Source organism: Streptomyces sp. NPDC050759, from assembly GCF_044456945.1.
Lineage (GTDB): Bacteria > Actinomycetota > Actinomycetes > Streptomycetales > Streptomycetaceae > Streptomyces.
Genome location: NZ_JBITGI010000004.1, coordinates 637,169 through 660,287, shown reverse-complemented (window position 1 = coordinate 660,287; position 23,119 = coordinate 637,169). Strand labels below are relative to the sequence as shown.

Genomic DNA, 23,119 nt, shown 5'->3' with positions numbered 1-23,119 from the left:
CCCCCTCAAACTCTCCGACTCCCCCACCACCATCACCACCCCACCCCTCCTCGGCCAGCACAACGAAGAGATCTACATCGGCGAACTCGGACTCGACCGGGCCGAGTTGCCGCAGCTCAAGGAGCAGGGCGTCATCTGACCGACCCGACCGGAGTGAGGTAGCCCCACATGTCGACTTCAGCACCCCGAACAGCGACGGTCACCGACCGGCTCGTGGAAGCCAACCGCACCTACGCCGCCCGCTTCACCGACCCCGGCATGGGCGCCCGCCCCGTTCTGCGCGTGGCCGTCGTGGCGTGCATGGACGCCCGCCTCGACCTGCACGCCGCGCTCGGCCTCGAGCTCGGCGACTGCCACACCATCCGCAACGCCGGAGGAGTCGTCACCGACGACACGATCCGCTCCCTGACGATCAGTCAGCGTGCCCTCGGTACCAGCAGTGTGGCGCTCATCCACCACACCGGCTGCGGTCTCCAGACCCTGACCGAGGACTTCCGGCACGAACTGGAACTGGAGGTCGGCCAGCGTCCCGCGTGGGCGGTGGAGGCATTCCGGGACGTCGACCAGGACGTACGGCAGTCCATGCAACGCGTGCGCACCTCGCCGTTCCTCCCGCACACCGATGATGTGCGGGGGTTCGTCTTCGACGTGGCGACGGGGTTGCTGCGGGAGATCGCCCCGAACTCCTGAGCCGACCTTGCCCGTTGGCGGTGGCGTTCGGCTGATAGGTCCCGGAAATTGCCCGGCTGGACCCCTGGCGCGCTGACCTTCCCATGCAGAATACTGTATGCAATCATCATTCGACAGTGGACCAACAGCCACGCCCGAGGGGGTCGCCCCGTGTCGTACCGCACCGCTCTCTCCGAAGTCCTGACCGGCGTCGTCGGACCCGCCGCCGAAGCGACGGTCCTCCAGGGCCGGTTTCCTCGCGGCGCCGTGACAGCCCTCGGTCGCGCGGGACTCCTGGGACTCACCGTTTCCACCGAGTGCGGCGGCGGGGGGCAGGGGTTGCCGGCAGCCGTCGACGTGGTCGCGCGGACCGCGCGCGTCTGCCCGGCGACCGCGGCCGTCCTCCAGTCCCACTACACGGCCGTCGCCGTCATCGAGGTGTACGGCGGCTCCTGGCTGCGCGCCGAGATCGCCGCCGGACGCCACCTCGCCAGCCTTGCGCTCGCGGAGTCGGAGGCGGCGTCGGCGTCGATGTCGATGTCGATGTCGATGTCGGAGGCCGAGGGTGACGGGCCGGCGGCGGAGACACAACTCCTTGTGCCGCGCTCCGTGGCCACCCGTTCGGGTGAGGTCGTAGCCCTGCGGGCCCGCAAGCAGCGGGTGGTCGCGGCGGGGGAGGCTGACCTGTACGTCTGGTCCTCCCGGCCCCTCGCCGCCCCCGACGGGCTGACGCTCTGGGCGGTCCCGGCGCACGCCCCGGACCTGTTCGTCCCGGCGCGGCCCGGCGCCGCGGGCCCCCGCGGCAGCGCGACGTCCACGGTGTTCGCCGACCCGGTGCGGGTGCCCGCGGAGGCGATGCTCGGAGCGGACGGCGGCGGACTCGACATCGTGCTGCGCACGGTCCTGCCGTGGTTGCTCGAACTACGGGCCGTATCGAGCGCCGGAGACCGCCGCCCACCGGCGCTCGATACGGCCATCGACCCGGCCCTTGATACGGCCATCGACCCGGCCCTCGATACGGCCCTGGACCCAGCACTCGACCCAGCACTCGACCCGGCTCTCGGCCTCGGGAGCGCCCGCCGCCCCGCCGGCTCCGTCACCGCGTCCTGAACCGTGCCCGCGAAGACGTCAGTCCTGGTTCGCCCGGGCCGCGATCTGCCGGCGGTAGAAGTCGGTCGTACGCTCGGTGTGCTTGCGCATGACCTCGCCCGCCTGGTCCGCGTCGCCCTTGGCGATGGCCCTGATGAGCTGCGTGTGCTCGTTCCAGGCCTCCTTGCCGCGGGGTTTGGCGATGGGCGTGTAGTACCAGCGCACCTTCTGGCCGACCTGGGCGATCAGTTCGGCCAGCACCGCGTTGTCGGCGACGGCGGTGATGAAGTCGTGCAGCGCGGTGTTGGCCGCGACCAGGCGCTCGACGTCTCCGTCGGCGAGAGCGGCGATCCCGTCCAGCTGGAGTTCGTCGAGACGCGCGATGTCCTCGCGCTTCGCGTTCTTCGCGGCGAGCTGGGCCGAGTAGGTCTCCAGGACCGAGCGGACGCCGAGGAGCTGGGCGGCCTCCTCCTCCGTGGGGGAGTGGACGAAGGCGCCCTGGGCGGGTCGCAGATCGACCCACCCGGCGGTCTGGAGTCGCTGGAGGGCCTCGCGGACCGGCTGGCGGCTGACGCCGAGGTGTTCGGCGAGCTCGGCCTCGACCAGATGCTGGCCCGGCTTGAGGGAGCCGTTGACGATCAGCTCGGTCAGGGCGTCGTACACGGCCTGACGCAGCGGTGCCGGGCGGGTGACGCGCCGGGACGCTGCGGCCGTGAGTGCCTCGCGCATGGTTGTCCCGTTCTGCCGCCGCTGTCGCCGGGCGGCGGCTTTGCCGAGTGGGGGCCGTGCGGAGGGTCGCCGACGGCCGCGTCAGCATACAGGTTTTGGTATGCAACCTGGCGGCTGGCAGCGCCGGGACCGGGTGGGTTGACGATCACGGTCCTCCCCGCCGACGGGGTTGTGTATACAGAAGTCTGTATGGAGTATTGTCCTCAGTCTCCTGCATCCCTCGCCGGGGACCCGTGTGACGGAAGGCGAAGCGATCATGACGACCAGCGGGAGTGACGTGACGGTCGAGAGCGTGGTCCGGAGGGTGGTGGCCCGTCACCGGGGCGAGCGCGGGGCGCTGCTGCCCGTACTGCACGCCGTCCAGGCCGAGTTGGGCCATGTGCCGCAGGAGGCCGTGCCGGTGCTCGCCGAGGAGCTCAACCTCTCCAGGGCGGACGTCCACGGAGTGGTGACCTTCTACCACGAATTCCGTCGCGAGCCCGCGGGCCGCACCACCGTGCGCATCTGCCGCGCCGAGGCCTGCCAGGCCCTGGGCGCCGACCAACTGGTCGGCTACGCACGCCAGTCCGGACTGCCCCTCGGGGAGACGGCGGCCGACGGCTCGGTCACCGTCGAGCAGGTCTTCTGCCTCGGCAACTGCGCGCTCGGGCCGTCGGTGGAAGCCGACGGGCGGCTGTACGGACGAGTTGGCCCGGCCAAGCTGGCCTCGATCCTCAACGGGACGGTCTCCTCATGAACAACCCCTCGCACTCCACGGCCACCGTGTACGTCCCCCGTGACTCCGCCGCCAGGTCCGTCGGCGCGGACGAGGTCGCGCAGGCCCTTCAACACGCTGCCGCCCGCGGGGACTTCGCCCTCGACGTCGTACGCAATGGATCGCGCGGCATGCTGTGGCTGGAGCCCCTCGTCGAGGTGGTGACTCCCCGAGGGCGGGTCGGCTACGGCCCGGTGACCTCGGAAGACGTCGAGAGCCTCCTGACCGCGGGCATGCTCGACGGCGCCGATCACCCCCTGCGGCTCGGCCTCGTCGACGAACTGCCCTGGCTGGCACGCCAGAACCGCGTCACCTTCGCCAGAGTCGGAGTGACCGACCCGCTGTCGGCCGAGGACTACGAAGCCCACGGCGGCCTCGCGGGACTGCGCGCCGCCCTGGAACTCGCCCCTGCGGACGTGGTCGCCGAGGTCACCGCGTCCGGACTACGCGGCCGCGGAGGCGCCGGATTCCCGGCCGGCATCAAGTGGAAGACCGTGCTCGACTGCGCCGACGAGCTGAAGTTCGTCTGCTGCAACGCCGACGAGGGCGACAGCGGGACCTTCGCCGACCGGATGGTCATGGAGGGCGACCCGTTCATGCTCATCGAGGGCATGACGATCGCCGCCCACGCGGTCGGGGCGAGCGAGGGCTACCTGTACATCCGCTCGGAATACCCGGACGCGGTGGCCACGATGCGCCGGGCGATCGGGATCGCCCGCGAGCACGGCTGGCTCGGCAGGAACATCCTCGGCTCCGCCCTCGACTTCGACCTGCACGTCCGCGTCGGCGCCGGCGCGTACATCTGCGGCGAGGAGACCTCCATGCTGGAGAGCCTGGAGGGCAAGCGCGGCATGGTCCGCGCGAAACCGCCGATCCCGGCGATCGAGGGCCTGTTCGGCAAACCGACCGTGGTGAACAACGTCCTCACCCTCGCCACCGTGCCCGTGGTCATGGCCGAGGGTGCGCAGGCGTACGAGCGACTCGGCGTCGAACGCTCCCGCGGCACCCAGGTGTTCCAGCTCGGCGGCAACATCGCCCACGGCGGCATCGTGGAGACCGCCTTCGGCATCACCCTGCGCGAACTCATCGAGGAGTACGGCGGCGGCACGCACTCCGGACGCCCGGTGCGCACCGCGCAGGTCGGCGGTCCCCTCGGCGCCTACCTGCCGACGGAGATGTTCGATCTGCCCATGGACTACGAGGCGTTCGCGGCCGCAGGAGCAATGGTCGGCCACGGTGGCGTGGTCGTCTTCGACGACAGCGTCGACATGGCCGCGCAGGCCCGCTTCGCGATGGAGTTCTGCGCCGAGGAGTCCTGCGGCAAGTGCACCCCGTGCCGGGTCGGCGCGGTGCGCGGCGTCGAGGTGATCGACAAGATCGTCGCCGGCACCCACCGGGACGAGAACCTCGCCCTGCTCGAAGACCTCTGCGACCTGATGACCGAGGGCTCGTTGTGCGCGATGGGCGGGCTGACCCCGCTGCCCGTGCGCAGCGCCCTCACCCACTTCCCCGACGACTTCCTCGGCGGCCGTCGACTCCTGGACATCCAGCCCGTACAGGCGACGGGCCGAAGGACGGAGGGCACGGCATGACACTTCTCAAGGAACCCGATTTCGGAACCCCCGAGAGGCCAGGGCCGGCGACGGTGTCCGTCGAGGTGGACGGCCTGCCGGTGACCGTGCCCGAGGGCACCTCGGTGATGCGCGCGGCCGCGCAGGCCGGCGTCGACATCCCCAAACTCTGCGCCACCGACAGCCTGGAGGCGTTCGGCTCCTGCCGGCTGTGCGTGGTCGAGATCGACGGCCGGCGCGGCACCCCGGCGTCCTGCACCACCCCGTGCGCCGACGGCATGAAGGTCAGCACACAGACCCCGAAGGTGGAGAAGCTCCGCCAGGGCGTCATGGAGCTCTACATCTCCGACCACCCCCTGGACTGCCTGACCTGCCCGGCCAACGGGGACTGCGAACTCCAGGACATGGCAGGGGTGGTGGGCCTTCGGCAGGTTCGCTACGGCTACGAGGGGGAGAACCACCTCGACGCCGAGAAGGACACCTCCAACCCCTACTTCGACTTCGACCCCTCCAAGTGCATCGCCTGCTCCCGCTGCGTCCGCGCCTGCGGCGAGGTCCAGGGCACCTTCGCCCTCACCATCGAGGGCCGCGGCTTCGACTCCAAGGTCTCGCCGGGTGCGGGTGAGACCTTCATGGACTCCGAGTGCGTCTCCTGCGGTGCCTGCGTCCAGGCCTGCCCGACGTCCACGCTCCAGGAGCGGTCGGTCGTCGAACTCGGCATGCCCACCAGGTCAGTTGTGACCACCTGCGCGTACTGCGGGGTCGGCTGCTCCTTCAAGGCCGAGCTGCGCGGCGACGAACTCGTGCGCATGGTGCCGTACAAGGACGGCGGCGCCAACGAGGGCCACTCCTGCGTGAAGGGCCGCTTCGCCTTCGGCTACGCCACCCACCCCGACCGGCAACTCAAGCCCATGGTCCGCGACCGGATCACCGACCCCTGGCGCGAGGTCGACTGGGACGAGGCGATCGGCACGGTCGCCCGGCGGATGCGCGAGATCCAGGACCGGCACGGATCGAGCGCGATCGGCGGGATCACCTCCTCGCGGTGCACCAACGAAGAGGTCTACGTCGTACAGAAGATGGTCCGCGCGGCCTTCGGCAACAACAACGTCGACACCTGCGCCCGCGTCTGCCACTCCCCGACGGGCTACGGACTCAAGCAGACCTTCGGCGAGTCGGCCGGCACACAGGACTTCCGCTCGGTCGCCGAGGCCGACGTCATCATGGTGATCGGCGCCAACCCCACCGACGGCCACCCGGTGTTCGCCTCCCGGATGAAGCGCCGGCTGCGCGAGGGCGCGAAGTTGATCGTGGTGGACCCGCGCCGTATCGACCTCGTCCGCTCCCCGCACGTCGAGGCCCAGCACCACCTCCAGCTGCGGCCCAGCACCAACGTGGCCGTCGTCAACGCGATGGCGCACGTGGTCGTCACCGAGGGCCTGGTGGACCGGTCCTTCGTCGACGCACGGTGCGAAGGCTTCGGCGACTGGGCGGAGTTCATCGCCCGCCCGGAGAACAGCCCGGAGGCCGTCGAGGAGATCACCGGCGTACCGGCCGCCGAACTCCGGGCCGCCGCACGGCTGTACGCCGAAGCCCCCAACGGGGCCATCTACTACGGCCTCGGCGTCACCGAGCACAGCCAGGGCTCGACCATGGTCATGGGGATGGCCAACCTCGCGATGGCATGCGGGAACATCGGCCGCGACGGCGTCGGCGTGAACCCCCTGCGCGGCCAGAACAACGTCCAGGGCTCCTGCGACATGGGCTCCTTCCCCCACGAACTCCCCGGCTACCGGCACGTCTCCGACGACGCCGTCCGGACCGTCTTCGAGAACCTCTGGGGCGGAACCCTCCTCGCCGAACCGGGACTTCGCATCCCCAACATGTTCGACGCGGCCATCGACGGCACCTTCCGCGGCCTGTTCGTGCACGGCGAGGACATCGCCCAGTCCGACCCCAACCTGGGGCACGTCACCGCGGCCCTCGAAGCGATGGAACTCGTCGTCGTCCAGGACCTGTTCCTCAACGAGACGGCCAAATTCGCGCACGTCTTCCTGCCCGGGGCGTCCTTCCTGGAGAAGGACGGCACCTTCACCAACGCCGAACGCCGCATCAACCGGGTACGCGCGGTGATGAAGCCGAAGACCGGCAAGCACGAGTGGCAGATCGTCAGCGAGATCGCCACCGCCATGGGCTACGAGATGTCCTACGACCATCCCGGCCAGATCATGGACGAGATCGCGTCGGTCACCCCGACGTTCACCGGAGTCTCCTTCGACCTCCTCGACAAGCTCGGCAGCGTCCAGTGGCCGTGCAACGAGGAGGCACCCGAGGGCACGCCCGTCATGCACGTGGACGAATTCGTGCGCGGCAAGGGCAAGTTCGTGGTCACGTCCTACGTGCCGACCACCGAACGCAGCACCCGGCGCTTCCCGCTGGTCCTCACCACGGGCCGCATCCTCAGCCAGTACAACGTCGGCGCCCAGACCCGCCGTACCGGCAATGTCGCCTGGCACCCCGAGGACGTACTGGAGCTCCATCCGCACGACGCCGAGGACCGCGGCATCAAGGACGGCGACATGGTCACCCTGGCCAGCCGCGTCGGGCAGACCACCCTGCGTGCGGAGCTCTCCGACCGCATGCCGACCGGGGTCGTGTACACCACGTTCCACCACCCCGTCACCGGCGCCAACGTGGTGACCACCGAGAACTCCGACTGGGCGACCAACTGCCCGGAGTACAAGGTGACCGCCGTACAGGTGGCGCTCGCCCGCCCGGACCGGCAGAGCGAGACCGATGCCGCCGAGAACGACCTCGTAACGGTGGTGGACTGAGATGACAGCGACCGTGCCGTCGGAGTGCAGGATGGCCAACGACATTGCCAGGAACCTCGGCCATCTGCCGGGGGAGGAGGCCGCGGAAGCGATCGCGGGGCACATCGGCAGGTTCTGGGACCCGCGCATGCGCCTCCGGCTCCACGAGTACGTCGACGCCGGCGTGGATGGCCTCGACCCGCTGGTGGTGGCCGCGGTGAAGCTCCTCCGCTGACTGGTGCGGTCTCCTCCCTGTACATCACCCCACACTGCATACAGTATGGAGTCAGTGATCCGGTGGCCAGGGAGGAGCCGCTCATGCTGTTCCGGCAGCTCGAATACTTCGTGGCGGTGGCGAGGGAACGGCACTTCGCCCGGGCGGCGGAATCCTGCTATGTCTCCCAGCCCGCGCTCTCGGCGGCGATCGCCAAGCTGGAGCGGGAGCTCAACGTCACGCTCATCAATCGCGGCCACAACTACCAGGGCCTCACCCCGGAGGGCGAGCGGCTCGTGGTGTGGGCCAAGCGGATCCTCGCCGAACAGGACGCCTTCAAGGCCGAGGTGGCCGCCGTGCAGTCGGGTATCACCGGAACCCTCCGCCTCGGCACCGACCCGACCGCGTCCACGACCCTCGCCCTTCCCGTGGCCGCCTTCTGCGCGGCACATCCCCTGGCCAAGGTCCAGGTCCGCTCCCGGCTGTCCACGAAGGAACTCCATCGCCAGCTGCGCGACTACGAACTCGACGTGGCCATCGCCCACTTCGACCCGGACGACCAGGAGGGCCTCCAGATCGTCCCCCTCTACCAGGAGAGGTACATGCTCCTGGTCTCCGACGACCAACTGGTGGCCCAGTCCGCCACCGTGCCCTGGGCGGACGCGGCCCAGTTGCCGCTCGCGCTGCTCACGCCGGACATGCGGATCCGGCAGATCGTCGACACCGTGTTCGCGGAGAAGGGGTACGTGGTCACCCCGCAGGTCGAGACGGACTCGATCGCCTCCCTCTACGCACACGTGGGCGGCGGTGGCTGGGCGAGCATCGTGCCGCACACCTGGCTGCGCGCGATGCCGGTGGTCGGCCGGACGAGAGCCCTGCCGCTGGTCGACCCCGAGGCCGGGGCCCAGGTCTCCGTGGCGATCCACGCGGCGACCCCCGGCTCTGTCGCCGCCCGCGCGTTCGTCAACGCGGCGACGGGCCTCTCCCTGGACGACTTCTTCGCCCGCCCCCTGCCCACCGAGCACCGGGTGCGCTGAGCCTGCCGGCGGGTGCGGTTTGTCTGTGGTGAGGTATGCCAAGGTGGCGAGGATGTGGCGAGTGATGGTTGCTGGCCGGTCCCGTCGGGCGAGCTCCTGGTGCGGGGTCTTCCAGCGGTTGTCGTGAGGGCGAGGACCCCAACGCGTGCCGTCTCCGTGAGGTACGACAGGGCGGCGGCTCGGCGTCGGGGTGGGCTTGGCCGGGCCCCTACCGCTCGCGCCCCGAGTGCGCTGACGGGCGCCGAGGTCTGCATCGCGCGTGTCGATCCCGTAGCAGCTACCGGTCCAGCCGCCCCGGCAGTTCCCCGCAGCGCGGCGACGGACCTCTCACCGGACGCCTTCCTGCCCCCCGGCTGGGGCGCCGGGTATCTTCGTGGCCCCCGGTTGGGACGCCGGGTATCTTCGTGCCCCCCGGCCGTGACGCCGGGCACCTTCGTGCCCCTCCCGGCCGGGACGCCCGGCACCTTCCTGCCCCCGGCCGGCACCCCTCACCGACCACGACACCCGCCGCGCCCCCTCAGGACGCGTACCGCGCCTGCACCGCCTTTCGGTCCAGTCCCCCCTTCGCGGTGTACGGCAGCGCGGTGACCAGTTCGAGCCGGTCCGGTACCTCGAAGGCGGCCAGCCGGTCACGGCAGTACCGCAGGATCTCCTCGCGCCCGATGCCGTCGACCTCGCGCACGACCACCGCGGCACCCACCCGCTGCCCGTACACCGCGTCGGGGACGGCGAACACGGCCGCCTCCGCGACCCCCGGGCAGCCGGCCAGGATGTCCTCGACATGCTCGGGCGAGATCTTCTCCCCGCCCCGGTTGATGAGGTTCTTGATCCGCCCGGTCAGCGACAGATACCCGGCCTCGTCCAGCGCGCCCAGATCACCGGTGCGCAGCCACCCGTCGACGAAGGTCCGCGCCGACTCGTCCCCGTCGGCGAGATAGCCCCGGGCGACCGTAGGCCCCTGTACCCATACCTCGCCCTCGACGCCCGCCGGACAGGGACGTCCGGCGCGGTCCACGACCCGCACCTCGACCCCGGTCGGACGGCCCACCGACCCCTGCCGGAGCGCTCCCCGCTGCGGCAGCGGTTCGCTGGTCGCCTGGTGCGAGGACTCGGTCATCCCGTACGCGGACAGCAGCGGCGCACCGAACGTGCGCTCCAGCGCCCGCTGTGTCGCCGTGTTGAGGGGTGCGCTGCAACTGCGGACGAACTTCAGGCGCGGCGCCCGCGGACCCGGGTACTCCCGCTCCGACCGGTCCAGAAGGATCTCGTGGATCGCCGGCACCGCCGTGAACCACGTGGCGGCCACCGCCCGCATGTCGTCCCAGAACGTGGCGGCGGAGAACCGTCCCCGCTCGGGCAGCAGCACGCAGCCCCCGCTCGCCAGGGAGGCCAGCAGCGCGGCGAACAGCCCGTGGCCGTGGAAGAACGGCATCACCGCGACCGTCGCGTCCCCGGGGCCCAACTCGTAGGTGGCGCAGATGTTCCGAAGCGAGGCGGCCACATTGGCGTGCGTCAACGGGACCATCTTCGCCCGGTCGGTGGTGCCGGCGGTGAACAGCACGAGGGCGTCCCGCTCCGACAACTCCCCGGCCGCGCCCCCGCCTTGCGGCACTTCACAGACACCGGGTTCGAGCACCACCGCAGCCGTCCCCGCCCGGGAGACGTCCACCCGCAGCGGCCAGGCCGGCACCGGAGGCGGGACGACACCGGGCACCGACGGATCGAGGAGAACCGCCCGCGCCCCCAACGCCGTCAGCCGTGCGGACAGTTGCGACTCGGGCAGCGCGGGATCCAGCGGAGCCACGACCAACCCGGCCCGCGCCGCACCGAGCAACCCGACGACGAACTCCGCCGTGTTGGCGCAGATCAGACCGACCGCATCACCACGGCTCAGCCCCGCGCCACCCAGCCGCCCGGCCACGTCGTCGGCCAGGGTCGCGAGGGTCCGGTACGACAGCTGCACCCGCTCGCCGGTCACCATCAGCGCCCGGGCGTACGGGCGTTCGCGCACCTGCCGGTCGAGGAGATCGACGAGGCCCGTGACCTCCACAGACCGGTACCGGTCCGCGTCACGCACGGATGCCGCGGCCGGAACGGCCATGACCCCACCCCCTCGCACAGGTCCGATGAAACATCCTCTGCGAGCGTGCGGTGGCACCCGGTGGACGTCCAATACCCGCTGGCGACCGGCCGATAGCAGCTGTCTATCAAGGGAGTTGAAAAGCCCCTGACCAGCCCTCGATAGACGCCGTTTATCGGCTGGTCGCCGATGGGTCTTGGACGCGGACGAGCGCGCTGCCGATGGTGAGAGAAGTAGCCGCTCCGGCAGGACCTGCCCAAGGAGGACCTCGGACCATGACCGCTCCCTCGACCCTGGAGACCGCGGCAGCAACCGACGTCGCGACCGAGCTCACCGACGGGTACCACCTGGTCGTCGACGCGCTCAGGATGAACGACGTCGACACCATCTACGGGGTGGTCGGCATCCCGATCACCGACCTGGCCCGGCTCGCCCAGGCGCAGGGCATCCGCTACATCGGCTTCCGGCACGAGAGCAACGCCGGACACGCGGCCGCCATCGCCGGCTACCTCAACAAGAAACCCGGCGTGGCCCTCACGGTCTCCGCCCCGGGCTTCCTCAACGGCCTAGTGGCCCTGGCCAACGCGACCACCAACTGCTTCCCGATGGTCCAGATCTCCGGCTCCAGCGAGCGCCACCTCGTCGACCTCAAACAGGGCGACTACGAGGAGATGGACCAACTCGCCGCCGCGCAGCCCTTCGTGAAGGCCGCCTACCGGGTCAGCCGGGTGGAGGACATCGGCCGCGGCATCGCCCGCGCCCTGCGCACCGCGATCTCCGGGCGCCCCGGCGGTGTCTACCTCGACATCCCCGCCGCGGTCCTCGGTGCCATCATGCCCAAGGCGGAGGGCGACCGCACGCTGAGCCGCCTGGTCGACCCCGCCCCGCGCCAGCTGCCCGCGCCGGAGGCCGTGGACCGGGCGATCGAGCTCCTCGCCTCCGCCGAGCGCCCGCTGGTGGTGCTGGGCAAGGGGGCCGCATACGCCCAAGCGGACGCCAAGGTACGGCAGTTCATCGAGTCGACCGGCATTCCGTACGTACCGATGTCGATGGCGAAGGGCCTGCTGCCCGACGATCACCCCCAGTCGGCGGCCACCGCCCGTTCCCTGGCGCTGAAGAAGGCCGACGTCGTGATGCTGATCGGCGCCCGCCTCAACTGGCTCCTCGGCCACGGCCAGACGGGATGGAACCCCGACGCCAAGTTCGTCCAGATCGACATCGACCCCAAGGAGATGGACAGCAACCAGCCCATCTCCGCACCCCTCGTCGGCGACATCGAGTCGGTGCTCGACGCGCTCGCCGAACGCACCAAGCCCGGCCAGATCACGGCTCCTTCGGCCTGGCGCGAGGAGCTCGGGGCGCGCTCGGCGCAGAACGTCGCCAAGATGGCCAAGCGCCTCAAGGCCGACCCGCACCCCATGCAGTTCATGGGCGCCCTGAAGGCCGTACGCGACGTCGTGCACGCGCACCCGGAGACGTACATCGTCAACGAGGGCGCCAACGCCCTGGACATCGCGCGCAACGTCATCGACATGCACGTGCCGCGCCACCGCCTCGACAGCGGCACCTGGGGCGTCATGGGCATCGGCATGGGCTACGCGATCGCCGCCGCCGTCGAGAGCGGCGCCCCGGTCGTGGCCATCGAGGGCGACAGCGCCTTCGGGTTCAGCGGCATCGAGATCGAGACCATCTGCCGCTACAAGCTGCCCGTCGTCACCGTGATCATGAACAACGGCGGGGTCTACCGCGGCGACGACACCAACCCGTACGACGACGCCCCCTCGCCCACGACCCTGATGTCGGCGGCCCGCCACGACCTGCTCATCGAGGCGTTCGGCGGCAAGGGCTACCGGGCCACCACACCCGCCGAGGTCACCGCCGCCCTCACCGAGGCCCTCGCCTCCGGCGGCCCGGCGCTCATCGACTGCGTGATCGACCCCTCGGCCGGCACCGAGAGCGGTCACATCTCGCACCTCAACCCCAAGGGCATCACCGTCGGCAACATCACGCCGGCCAAGAAGTGACCGCCTAGACCTCGTAGACCGCGCAACTTCACGAAAAGGAAGCTCACATGAGTGAAAAGCCGCTCGCCGGAATCAAGGTGATCGACTTCACCGGGGTCCAGGCCGGTCCCGCCTGCACACAGATGCTCGCCTGGTTCGGCGCCGACGTCCTGAAGGTGGAGCGCCCCAACGGCGGTGATGTGACGCGCCGTCAGCTCAGGGACATCGAGGACCTCGACGCGCTCTACTTCACGATGCTCAACAGCAACAAGCGCTCCCTCGCCATCAACACCAAGACCGCCGAGGGCAAGGAGGTGCTGGAGAAGCTCATCAAGGACGCCGACGTCCTGGTGGAGAACTTCGCCCCGGGCGCCCTGGACCGCATGGGCTTCACCTGGGAGCGCATCCAGGAGCTCAACCCGCGGCTGATCTTCGGCTCGGTGAAGGGCTTCAACGACCAGTCGTCCTGGAACGACCTCAAGGTCTACGAGAACGTCGCCCAGTGCGCGGGCGGCGCCGCCTCCACCACCGGCTTCTGGGACGGCCCTCCCACCATCTCCGGCGCCGCCATCGGCGACACCAACACCGGTATGCACCTGGCGATCGGCATCCTCACCGCGATCATCGACCGCGGCAGGACCGGCCGCGGTCAGAAGGTCTCCGTCTCCATGCAGGACGCCGTGCTCAACCTCTGCCGCGTCAAACTGCGCGACCAACAGCGCCTGGAGCGGGTCGGCCACCTGGAGGAGTACCCGCAGTACCCGAACGGCGAGTTCACCGACGTGGTGCCGCGCGGCGGCAACGCGGGCGGCGGCGGCCAGCCCGGCTGGGTCCTCAAGTGCAAGGGCTGGGAGACCGACCCGAACGCGTACATCTACTTCACGGTCCAGGAGCAGAACTGGAAGCGCACCGCCGAGGTGATCGGCCACCCCGAGTGGGCCGAGGACCCGGAGTACGCCACCGCGCGAGCCCGCCAGTCGCACATCTTCGAGATCTTCGAGGAGATCGAGAAGTGGCTCGCGGACAAGACCAAGTACGAGGCGGTGGACATCCTGCGGGAGTGGGAGGTGCCCTGCGCCCCGGTGATGAGCATGAAGGAGATCGCCTACGACGAGGACCTGCGCAACAGCGGCACGGTCGTCGAGGTCGAGCAGAAGGGCCGCGGCACGTACCTGACGGTCGGCAGCCCGGTGAAGTTCTCCTCCTTCAAGCCGGAGGTCGTCGGCGCCCCGCTGCTGGGCGAGCACAGCTCCGAGGTCCTGGTGGAACTGGGCTACGACGAGGAGACCATCGGCCGGCTGAAGGAGAGCGGGGTCATCGTCTGACCCGCAGCCGACGCGAAGCGGCCGTGGCCCCGAGGCCACGGCCGCTTCCGCGCTGTCCGGCGGGGCTCAGACCGTCGTCTTCTCGGCCCGGCGCCGCATCAGCTCCCGCTCCCGCTCGCGTCGCGCGGTCACGTCCCGGATGACCGCGCCGCAGTAGGAGCTGCCGTCGGGCCCCGCCAGCAGCACCACGCTGAACTCGATGGACAGCTTGCGCCCATCCGCGGCCAGCGCCGGGACGTTCAGCAGATCCGCGTCCCCGTACTTGCTGTACCCCCGCTCCATGGCCGCCTCGAACCCGTCCTGATGCCGCTTGCGGTGCCTCTCGGGAATGATGACGTCCAGGCTCCGACCGGCCACGTCGGCCGCCGGAAACCCGAAGATGCGCTCCGCGCCCCGGTTCCAGTAGCGGATCAGCCCTTCACTGTCGATGATCACTATGCCGTCGGGTGCCTGGTCTGCCATGCCGAGCACCACCGCGGAATCCAGATCTGCCATGTCGCCTCCGAGCCGGAGTCATTGGTGACAACAGTATACAGACTAATCGTATACAGAATACGGTCACACGCTCCCAGGTCACCGCCGGACGACGGAAACGCAGGTGAAGGGCACTGTGAAAGCTTGGTATTGTTGTCCATGTCGCCGCGCGGAACACCTCCGTCAAGGCGGCAGACACCTGGTCCGGGTGGCGGAATGGCAGACGCGCTAGCTTGAGGTGCTAGTGCCCTTTATCGGGCGTGGGGGTTCAAGTCCCCCCTCGGACACCAGTAGAGACCCCACGTGATGTGGGGTCTTTCGCGTTGCCCGGCTACGGCGCGGGCGGCGAGCCCTGGAACGAGCCGCCGGAGATGTCGCGCGCCTGAATGACGGGCGCGTGGAACGTCCCGCCGCTGATGTGGTTGCTCACGCCCGTGTCGGCCGTTCGCCGGGCCTGCTCCCACCAGTCCTCCAGGCCGCGGCGGAAGTCGGCGTCCAGTGCCGCCCTGACGGCCAGCGCGGTACTCAGCGCATGCGCTCGTGCGCCGTCCTCCGGTGTCCGCGCGAGGGCGACCAGTTCGGACTCGCCCGAACTCACCGAGGGTGCCTCTTCGGTGTCCGACTCCGTTCCGCCGTGCCGGAACGGGCGTCGCACCAGCGTGACCAGACCGTCCCATGCCTGTCGCCCGGCCTCTCCGCCGAGTCCTCCGGCCCACGCTGCGAGCAGGGCCACCGAGATGGGATCCATGGGCGCACTCCTTGTCCTGGAAAGGTGGAGCAGGGGATGGTGCGGCGACGACAAGCGCTTTCGTCGCCGCACCCGAACTTGCTCAGGCGCGAGAGGCCGCGGCAGTCGCGCTCGAAGGGATACAGATATTCGTGACGAGCGCGAAGGCGGAGAAGCCGATGAGGACTGCGGCCGCGCCGCGGAGGGCGAACTTCACGGTCTTGCTTTGGGGCATTCTTCTTCCTGCTCCATTTACTGGTCAGTAGGCAGGCTGTTCTGCCTGCCTTGCAGGAACGTGAATACATGCATCGCAGTCGATCACGCAAATCGCGAGGCTTTCTCCCGCGAAGGACTGTTCGGTGAGTCCTCCGTCTGATAGGCGGCCTGTACCGAGAGCAGGCTTTCCCGCGCTCGTGCCGCTTCGTGTGCCGCCCCCACTCGGTCGGCGACCTCGACGGCCTCGGTGAGGTGTGCGACGGCCGAGGCATGGCGGCCGAGCCGGTGTTCGGCGAGCCCCAGCGCGTGGAGCGCCTGCCCCTCCTCGTGGGCGGCACCCACGCTTCTGGCAAGGTCAAGAGCGTGCTGCTGGCGGGTGGTCGCCTCCCCGAAGCGTCCTGCCGCGTACAGGGCCTTGCCCATGGCGTGCAGGGTCTCCGAGGCGTTGCGACGGTCGTTGGACCTACGAAAGGTCGCGAGGGAGTCGTTGAAGAGGTCCAGCATGAGGGTCAGGTCGTCGGGTGATTTCATCGTGCTTGCCAGATTCACCTGGGTAATGGCCCGCTCCGAGGGGACCCCCGTTTCCCTGAGCACTTCAAGGGCGTTCTCGAGCAGATGGCGTGCCCGCTGTGGGTCGCCCGTGCGGAGAAAAAGGTCGGAGAGATTATTGAGGACATGCGCGTACTCACGCCTGTCGCCGGCGCTCTGGAAATCGGTGAGCGCCGTGTCGAAATATTGTCGGGACTCCTCGAAATTCCCCAGATACAGGTTGGTTATTCCGAGGTTGTTCCGTGCGCGGCCCAACTGCCACGGATCGCCTGACAAGAGCCGTTTGCGCAGGGTCTCCCGCTGGAATTCGAGCGCCTCGGAAAGCCGACCGAGATTCCAGTGCAGTACGCCGAGCCGGTGCAGGGCCTCGGCCTCCGCTGCGGCCGCACCGAGTTCCCCGGCGTCGACGAGCGCCCGGCGCAGAGCGGTGTGAGCCTCCTCGTAGCGGCCCCACTGGGACAGGCTGTTGCCGAGGTCGATCGACGCGTGGACCGCTCGGTGCCGTGCCCCGGTGCCCTGCCAGTACTCGACCGCGCCGGCGTGGACGCGCTGGGCGTCGGCGGAGTGGCCCTCGTCGTCGAGGAAGGCGGCCAGTGCGCTCGCGAGCAGTGCGGCCGGTTCCGCGCGCCCGCCCGCACGGCAGTGACGTTCGGCGGCCAGCAGCGCGGAGCACTCCGCAGCGAGCCACCTTCGAGCCGTCAAGGGATCTTCCCAGGAAGGGAGTTGATACGGAGAGGAGGTGAGGGGGTGGTCCATTCGCAGACGCCGTGGGTAGATCATCCGGTCCGCCGCATCGGATGCCTGTACATAGAAATCGATCAGTCGGGCGACCGCCCGGTCGCGTGCCGGTTTCGGATCTTCGGACAGGGTGAGAGCGCGCGCGTATTCGCCGAGGAGATCATGCAAGGCGAAACGTTCGGGCGCGGGTTCCCTGATGAGATGCGCGTCAAGAAGGCCTTCCAGGGCGTCCTCCGCAGCGGTCACTGGAAGACCGGCCAGGGCCGCCACGCCGTACACGTCGATATCGGCTCCGAACCGCAGTCCCAGGAATCGGAAAACTGTTTGTTCCTCGATCTTGAGTGTGCGGTACGAGACGTCGAAAACCCGGCCGATCTCTCCTCGGGTGCCGTCGCGGATTTCCTTCAACCGGCCCTGTCCGTGCGTGAGTCTGCGCAGGAGATGGGCCGTCGTCCAGGAGGGGCGGGAGGCCAGCCGGCCCGCGACGAGCTCCACGGCCAGGGGCAGATGGCCGGCCAGCCGGACGATGTCCGCCACCTCGTTGTGCCGGTGGGTGCGCTCTTCTCCCGCCACGGTCCGGAACAGGGCGATGGCGTCCCGCGACGGAAGCACGTCCAGCTGGATCGAGCGGATGCCGGGCAGGCCCGTGAGCCTGCGGCGGCTGGTCACGATGATCAGTGACCGTGAGGCACCCGGCAGGAGTGGGCGGAGCTGTTCGGGGCCGGCGACGTCGTCGAGGACGACGACGGCGCGGCGGTTGGCGAGCAGGCTGCGCCACAGTCCCACGAGGCCCTCCTGGTCGTGGGGCAGAGCGGACGCGGGGACCCCGAAGGCGCGGATCAGTGCGGTGAGCGCGGCCTCGGGAGTGAGCGGGGACGACTCGAAGGCGTGAGTGCCCAGGTCGAGATGGACGGCACCGTCCGGAAAGTGCGGCGCCAGGCGCCTGGCGGCATGCAACGCGATCAAGGTCTTGCCCACCCCGGCCATGCCCGACACGCTCTGGAGCGCGATCACCGACGCCGCCGAGCCCGCGGTGGCGTCGCGCAGAATGGTGGCCAACTCCCCTTCCCTGCCGACCAGTTCGCCATGGCTGGGCAGTGTCTGCGGGGCGGACACCGCGGATTCCGCGCGGGGGAGCAGGGCCTGGACGGGGGCGCCGTCGAGGATGAGCCTCTGTAATCGGGCCAGTTCCTCGCCGGGATCCGCGCCGAGGTCCGCACGCAGACGGCGCCGTACGGAGTCGTAGACGCGCAGTGCGTCCGCCTGGCGCCCGCAGCCGTAGGAGGCGGTCATGAGCCTGCCGGCGACCAGCTCGTCGGTGGGGCGCTCCGCAAGGAGGGCGGTGAGGTCGGGTACGAGGTCGGCGAAGTGACCGTTGCGCAGTTCGGCGGCGGTGCGGATCAGCTGTGTCGGCAGCCGTCGCTCCGTGAGCAGGCCGCGGATGTGCTCCGCCCACTGTCCGGGCAGTCCTGCCAGGGGCTCTCCGCGCCAGAGCTCCTCCGCCTCGGCCAGGAGCCGGAGGGCCTCGGTGTCGTTGCCGCCGTCGCTCAGCGAGCGGGCCTGGGCGGTCAGGCTCTGGAAGCGGTGGCAGTCCACGCGGTCGGCGTCGAGTTCGAGCGTGTAGGTGTGGGCCTGCTGGACGAGTCGTTCACCGGCGCCGATGAGGCGCAGGCGGCGACGGATCCGGGCGACGTAGGCGTGCAGGCTCGCGCCCGGCCGGCCGGGCGGGGCGTCGTCCCACAGCCGGTGGACCAGGGTGTCGAGCGAGACCGGTCGGCCCACGTTGTATGCGAGGGCTGCGAGGAGCAGGCGTTCCTTGGCCGAGCCGAGTGCGTCGACGTGTCCGGCTCCGCGCAGTTGGACCGGCCCGAGTACGCGAATCTCCCACTCCACCAGTGCCTCCGTCCAACGGCCGGCCTGTGCTCGGTGAAAGTAAGAGTCGCATGCGGTCAATAACTGTTCAAATAAGAACTCTAGTTGGACTTAATATTGGCCAATTCCTTCTGATCAGGCCGCTAACTGGACTTGATCGGTCTGGTTCAAGGACGTCACGGGTAGGACGCGGGTCACCGGTGCCGGACCGAGGGGGAAAGTCGCGCATGGACGAGGTGACGGCCGCGGAATTGCCGGCCGCTCTGGCGGTGGCTCTTCGCCGCCCCGAGGTGCGGCGGGCGCTCGTCCGGCTCGTGGAGGAAGGGTTACCGCCCGCGCTCGCCGACCCGGTGCTGCACCGGATCGGCCAGTACGCCTCGGGCCCCCGGGCCGGAGCGCAGGTGCGGGAGTTGGCGGACCTGCTGGTGCGACAGGCGGGCCTTCGGCCCGGCTTCACCGACGCTTTGGCCGGCTGGGTCGAGGCTGCTCTGGGTGCCGGAAGCGTCGACCGGCACGACGATGTGGCCAACACCGTCGGCGCGTCGGCCACGGTGAGCGGCCCGGTGGTCCAGGCGCGCGACATCACCGGCGGGGTGCACTTCCATCCGGCGCCCCGCCCACCGGCCGCAGCAGCTGATGTGTTGCCACGACAACTCCCTCCGGTGCCCGGCCACTTCACCAACCGGCAGGACGAACTGGCTCGACTGGACCGTCTGGTCGGCACCGCACGCGACAGCCCCGTGGTCGCCGTCGTCAGCGGGCCCGCGGGCGTCGGGAAGACCACCCTGGCCAGACGCTGGCTGCTGGCGCGGGCCGACTCCTTCCCCGACGGACAGTTGTACGCCGACCTGCGTGGCCACTCGCCCGACGGCCCCGCCCGCCCCGGCGAACTGCTCGGGCATCTCCTGCGCTCCCTCGGTCGCACGGAGGTACCCGCGGAGCTGAACGAACGGGCCGCGCTGTGGCGTTCGGTCACCGCCGACGCCCGGATCGCCCTCCTCCTCGACAACGCCCTCAGCGCCGCCCAGGTGCGTCCCCTGTTGCCCGGTTCGGTCGCCGCCGTCACCGCGGTGACCAGCCGGAACCGGCTGACCGGCCTCGGACTGGAGGGCGCCGCCTTCGTCCCCCTGAGCGTTCTGGCGACCCGGGACGCCGTGGAACTGCTCAGCCGCAGACTCGGCGCGGAGCGGGTACGCCGGGAACCCGAGGCCGCGCGGGCCATGGCGCGTGCCTGTGCGAACCTGCCGCTCGCCGTGTGCGTGGCGGGCGCCCGCCTGGCGGCTCGGCCACGTCAGTCACTGGCGGCGATGGCGAGGGCGCTGAGCGACGCAGAGGGCACCGGCCCGCTGGACGCGCTCCGAGTGGGACGTGAGTCCGCCGTGCGCGCCGCCCTCCAGGAGTCGTACCGGGTTCTCGCTCCGGAGCCGGCCGCCGCCTACCGCCGCTTGAGCCTCCTGCCGTTCACCGTGTTCACGCCTCCTGTCGCGGCAGCCGTCTGTGGCACGGGGCCCGACGCAGCAGACCGTCTTCTGGACGAACTCGCGGAGGCGAACCTGGTGGAGGACCTCGGACCGGATCCACGGACCGGGCTCGACCGTTACCGTTTCCATGACCTGCTTCGGGCGCACGCCCGGGAGTGCGCGGATGAGGCCGAGACAGAGAGGGACGTCTGCGGTGCCCTGCGCAGGGTCGTCGACTTCTATCTGTCGGCCGCCACGGCCGCCGAGACCCTGCTGACCCCCAGCCACCGCACCCTGAGCCGTGATTACGCCGGTCGGCCGGTTCCCCCGCCGTTCACCGAAGCCCCCGGTGCGCTGCGCTGGCTCGACGCGGAACGCGATCACCTGATGGCCGTCCTGCGCACCGCCGCGGACCGCGGCTGGCATGCCTCCGCCTGGCAACTCGCCGACGCGATGTGGCCGCTGTGTCTGCGTCTGCGCCCCTATGAGCTCTGGATCGAGGCGCACGAGATCGGCCTCGCGGCGGCCCGTCGCGCGGGTGACCGGGACGGCATCAGCCGCATGCTGACCTCGGGCGGCACCGGCCTGCGCAACGTGGGCCGTCTCGAGGAGGCCCTGTCATGGTTCCGGCAGGCACGGGAGCTGGCCCGTGAGGTGGCCCACCACTCCGAGGGGGAGACGCTGAAGGCGGCCCGCCGCAATGAGGCCCAGGCGCTCCACGGCCTGGGTCAGACCTACCGCCTCGCCGGGCGGCTGGCCGAGGCGGGCACCCACTTCACCCGGGCCCTGGCCCTGCGGGAGGAGATCGGCTACCGGCGGGGCGCCGCCCTGACCCGGCTCAGCCTCGGCGACACGGCCCTGGCGGCCGGCCGGCCCGACGAAGCCGTACGACAACTCGAGCGCGCCCGCACCGAGTTGACGGAGCTGAGCGATCCCTACGACGCCGCCCGGGCCTTGGCTCTGCTCGGCCGGGCGCTGGCCCGCCGCGACGGCACCCGGCACGAGGCCGCCGACCGCACGCTCCTGCGGGCCCTCGCCGAGTTCGAGGACACCGGCTCGGTGCACTGGCAGGGGCATGTGCTGGAGATGCTGGGCGAGGCGGCCGAGGAGCGGGGTGACGTCGAGCGGGCCAGGGACTGGTACGCCCAGTCCCTGGCCCGCTACCTGCCGGTCAGCGACAGGGACCGGGACCGGCTGGAGAGGCGCCTGCGTGCCCTTGGCTGAGCCCGGGCTCCGGCCCAGCGGGCGTCGCCGCCTGGCCGGGCTCCGACCCCGCGGGCATCGCCGCCTGCCCGGGGGCGTCTCGGGCCAGCGCGAGGAACCCGCCGCCAAGCCGGGGGACCAGCACCAGGACGGCGCCCGGATAGCGGCACAGCGCCAGCACGGACAGCCGCAGCGCCGCCGCGACGGGCAGGGGCCGGGTGCCGTACAGCACGTCGGCGCACTCGCGCCACACCTCGGCCACACCACCGTCCAGGGAGACGGCGAGCAGGTCGTTCACGCCGGCACCTGGTTCCGGCCCGTGTCCCACAGTGCCGCCGGGAGCGGGACCACGGGCAGCGACGGCTCGCGGGCCGGCTCGCCCAGTCCGAGCAGCCGGTACATGAGCCGACGGGTGTTGCGCCCCGCGCGTCCGGGCTCCGAGGAGATGCGGCGCGCGATCCGGTCGTACCCCGTGGCCGGACGAGCGGCACGAGCGTAAGCGAGCTGTTCGGGCAGCGCGTCGGACGGAGTCAACGCCGGTGCCAATACGGCCAGTTCGGCACCGGGCGAGGCCGGGTCGACGTCGTCCGCGGGAAACCGCGCGAGCAGGACCGCCGCCTGGGTCAGGGTCGAGTAGAGCGTCACGGATCCGTGATCGCCCAGAACCCAGTCCGCGGCGATGATCAAGGAACGCCAGTCCGTGTCGGGCGGTACGACGGCGATGCCCCGCCGTTCGGCCGTCGCCAGCCAGGACCGCACCTGCCAGATGCCGTGCCAGGACCAGACGTTGGGGTGTACCAGGACGGCGATCCGGTACTCCGCCGCCGGGAGTTCGGTGAGCAGCCTGGGCAACAGGGCGTCGAGCCGGTTGAAGGCCGACCCGGTGCCCCAGGTGGAGGAGACCACCACCAGCTTCTGTCCGCGCCGCACACCCAACGCGGCCCGGTACCGAGGGCGCAGCGGCAGACTCGTGACGATCCGGTCGTACGTCGCGTCGCCGACCACCTCGGCGACGGGCAGTGCCTCCGGGCAGATGCGACGCAGCCTGGCCAGGTCGTCGTGGTGGGCCAGCGCCAGCGCCCGGGGGACCACTCGCCCGTCACGCACGAGATAGCGCCTGCCCAGCCCGCCCACGGTACGTGCCGCTCCCGGATCGCGGCCGTCGGCGAGCCGCGACAGCTTCATGTGGCCCGCCCCGTGCGGCAGCCGCAACAGCGGGCCGCGCAACCCGTGCACCCCTTGGGAACCCGCGGCCAGCACCAGGTCGAACCGCATGCGGAGCGCCTGCTCCCAGGGCAGCACGCTGCCGTCGGGCAGGGGTCCGGGGACGGCACGGGCGGCACCCGCGTTGAACGCGTGCGGCGCGATGGTGAAGTACACCTGCAGGCGCAGGTCGGCGGTGAGCAGAGGCAGCAGGTCCCCCAACCGCCGGCCGTACACCTCGGTGTGGACCACGACCAGGACACGCTTGCAGCCGGGCAGCGTCAGCCACTGGCCCCTGTCGTCCCCCGCGGCGACCGCGGCGACCGCGGCGGTTCTCGGTGTGTTCTCGGTGCCGTGCCTCATCGGTGCCCCCGTTGTCGAGTGATCGCGGAT

Annotated in this window: 18 protein-coding genes, 1 tRNA gene and 1 pseudogene; 12 read left to right on the top strand and 8 right to left on the bottom strand. The window is 70.5% G+C overall.

Annotated elements, in window-relative coordinates:
* The 3 genes and pseudogenes from ACIBJB_RS16560 to ACIBJB_RS16550 form a co-directional block, all read left to right on the top strand.
* Positions 1–139 (top strand): annotated as a pseudogene (locus ACIBJB_RS16560) (formyl-CoA transferase); the annotation flags it as partial.
* A 29-nt stretch (positions 140–168) separates the two neighbouring features.
* The gene (locus tag ACIBJB_RS16555) at positions 169–690 is read left to right on the top strand and encodes a beta-class carbonic anhydrase (RefSeq protein ID WP_398930977.1); all 522 of its coding nucleotides are present in this window, start codon (positions 169–171) and stop codon (positions 688–690) included.
* Between the two features lie 150 nt (positions 691–840).
* A complete protein-coding gene (locus tag ACIBJB_RS16550) occupies positions 841–1,779 on the top strand; it encodes an acyl-CoA dehydrogenase family protein (RefSeq protein WP_398930975.1) in 939 nt (312 codons plus the stop codon).
* Positions 1,780–1,797: 18 nt separating this feature from the next.
* On the opposite strand, the gene ACIBJB_RS16545 is transcribed toward ACIBJB_RS16550, so the two are convergent.
* Positions 1,798–2,487, bottom strand: coding sequence for a GntR family transcriptional regulator (locus ACIBJB_RS16545; protein ID WP_398930973.1), 690 nt, complete (start codon positions 2,485–2,487; stop codon positions 1,798–1,800).
* Between the two features lie 256 nt (positions 2,488–2,743).
* Here ACIBJB_RS16545 and ACIBJB_RS16540 point away from each other — a divergent pair, with 256 nt between their 5' ends.
* The 5 genes from ACIBJB_RS16540 (at position 2,744) to ACIBJB_RS16520 (ending at position 8,876) form a co-directional block, all read left to right on the top strand.
* On the top strand, positions 2,744–3,223 hold the full coding sequence (locus ACIBJB_RS16540) for a formate dehydrogenase subunit gamma (protein WP_398930971.1): 480 nt from the start codon (positions 2,744–2,746) through the stop codon (positions 3,221–3,223).
* Positions 3,220–4,833, top strand: a complete 1,614-nt coding sequence (locus tag ACIBJB_RS16535) for a formate dehydrogenase beta subunit (protein WP_398930969.1) — start codon at positions 3,220–3,222, stop codon at positions 4,831–4,833. The genes ACIBJB_RS16540 and ACIBJB_RS16535 overlap by 4 nt, the downstream gene beginning before the upstream one ends.
* The gene (gene fdhF / locus ACIBJB_RS16530) at positions 4,830–7,646 is read left to right on the top strand and encodes a formate dehydrogenase subunit alpha (protein WP_398930967.1); all 2,817 of its coding nucleotides are present in this window, start codon (positions 4,830–4,832) and stop codon (positions 7,644–7,646) included. The genes ACIBJB_RS16535 and fdhF overlap by 4 nt, the downstream gene beginning before the upstream one ends.
* A 31-nt stretch (positions 7,647–7,677) precedes the next feature.
* On the top strand, positions 7,678–7,860 hold the full coding sequence (locus tag ACIBJB_RS16525) for a formate dehydrogenase subunit delta (protein ID WP_398930965.1): 183 nt from the start codon (positions 7,678–7,680) through the stop codon (positions 7,858–7,860).
* Between the two features lie 83 nt (positions 7,861–7,943).
* On the top strand, positions 7,944–8,876 hold the full coding sequence (locus ACIBJB_RS16520; protein ID WP_398930963.1) for a LysR family transcriptional regulator: 933 nt from the start codon (positions 7,944–7,946) through the stop codon (positions 8,874–8,876).
* Between the two features lie 517 nt (positions 8,877–9,393).
* On the opposite strand, the gene ACIBJB_RS16515 is transcribed toward ACIBJB_RS16520, so the two are convergent.
* Positions 9,394–10,977, bottom strand: coding sequence for a FadD7 family fatty acid--CoA ligase (locus ACIBJB_RS16515; RefSeq protein ID WP_398930961.1), 1,584 nt, complete (start codon positions 10,975–10,977; stop codon positions 9,394–9,396).
* A 254-nt stretch (positions 10,978–11,231) separates the two neighbouring features.
* Between ACIBJB_RS16515 and oxc the strand changes: the two genes are divergently transcribed.
* Both oxc and frc read left to right on the top strand, forming a co-directional pair.
* Positions 11,232–12,980 carry an oxalyl-CoA decarboxylase gene (gene oxc / locus ACIBJB_RS16510; protein WP_398930959.1) on the top strand — a complete coding sequence of 583 codons (1,749 nt, stop codon included), beginning with the start codon at positions 11,232–11,234 and terminating at the stop codon, positions 12,978–12,980.
* 47 nt (positions 12,981–13,027) lie between these two features.
* On the top strand, positions 13,028–14,284 hold the full coding sequence (gene frc, locus ACIBJB_RS16505) for a formyl-CoA transferase (RefSeq protein ID WP_266392090.1): 1,257 nt from the start codon (positions 13,028–13,030) through the stop codon (positions 14,282–14,284).
* Between the two features lie 66 nt (positions 14,285–14,350).
* On the opposite strand, the gene ACIBJB_RS16500 is transcribed toward frc, so the two are convergent.
* Positions 14,351–14,779, bottom strand: a complete 429-nt coding sequence (locus tag ACIBJB_RS16500; protein ID WP_398930957.1) for a PAS domain S-box protein — start codon at positions 14,777–14,779, stop codon at positions 14,351–14,353.
* Positions 14,780–14,960: 181 nt separating this feature from the next.
* On the opposite strand from ACIBJB_RS16500, the gene ACIBJB_RS16495 reads away from it, so the two are divergent.
* A tRNA-Leu gene (locus ACIBJB_RS16495) sits at positions 14,961–15,048 on the top strand.
* A 41-nt stretch (positions 15,049–15,089) separates the two neighbouring features.
* On the opposite strand, the gene ACIBJB_RS16490 is transcribed toward ACIBJB_RS16495, so the two are convergent.
* The 3 genes from ACIBJB_RS16490 to ACIBJB_RS16480 all read right to left on the bottom strand — a co-directional run bounded on the left by ACIBJB_RS16490 (position 15,090) and on the right by ACIBJB_RS16480 (position 18,881).
* On the bottom strand, positions 15,090–15,506 hold the full coding sequence (locus ACIBJB_RS16490; RefSeq protein WP_398930955.1) for a hypothetical protein: 417 nt from the start codon (positions 15,504–15,506) through the stop codon (positions 15,090–15,092).
* Between the two features lie 82 nt (positions 15,507–15,588).
* Positions 15,589–15,720, bottom strand: a complete 132-nt coding sequence (locus ACIBJB_RS16485) for a hypothetical protein (RefSeq protein ID WP_398930953.1) — start codon at positions 15,718–15,720, stop codon at positions 15,589–15,591.
* An 83-nt stretch (positions 15,721–15,803) separates the two neighbouring features.
* The gene (locus ACIBJB_RS16480; protein WP_398930951.1) at positions 15,804–18,881 is read right to left on the bottom strand and encodes a BTAD domain-containing putative transcriptional regulator; all 3,078 of its coding nucleotides are present in this window, start codon (positions 18,879–18,881) and stop codon (positions 15,804–15,806) included.
* 206 nt (positions 18,882–19,087) lie between these two features.
* Here ACIBJB_RS16480 and ACIBJB_RS16475 point away from each other — a divergent pair, with 206 nt between their 5' ends.
* Positions 19,088–21,544 carry an ATP-binding protein gene (locus tag ACIBJB_RS16475; protein ID WP_398930949.1) on the top strand — a complete coding sequence of 819 codons (2,457 nt, stop codon included), beginning with the start codon at positions 19,088–19,090 and terminating at the stop codon, positions 21,542–21,544.
* Here the strand turns inward: ACIBJB_RS16475 and ACIBJB_RS16470 are convergent.
* Together ACIBJB_RS16470 and ACIBJB_RS16465 are read right to left on the bottom strand one after the other, a co-directional pair.
* Positions 21,492–21,821, bottom strand: coding sequence for a hypothetical protein (locus ACIBJB_RS16470; protein WP_398930947.1), 330 nt, complete (start codon positions 21,819–21,821; stop codon positions 21,492–21,494). The genes ACIBJB_RS16475 and ACIBJB_RS16470 overlap by 53 nt on opposite strands.
* Positions 21,818–23,089: a hypothetical protein gene (locus ACIBJB_RS16465; RefSeq protein ID WP_398930945.1), complete on the bottom strand. Its 1,272-nt coding sequence runs from the start codon at positions 23,087–23,089 to the stop codon at positions 21,818–21,820. Before ACIBJB_RS16465 ends, ACIBJB_RS16470 begins: the two co-directional genes overlap by 4 nt.
* Positions 23,090–23,119: the final 30 nt, after the last annotated feature.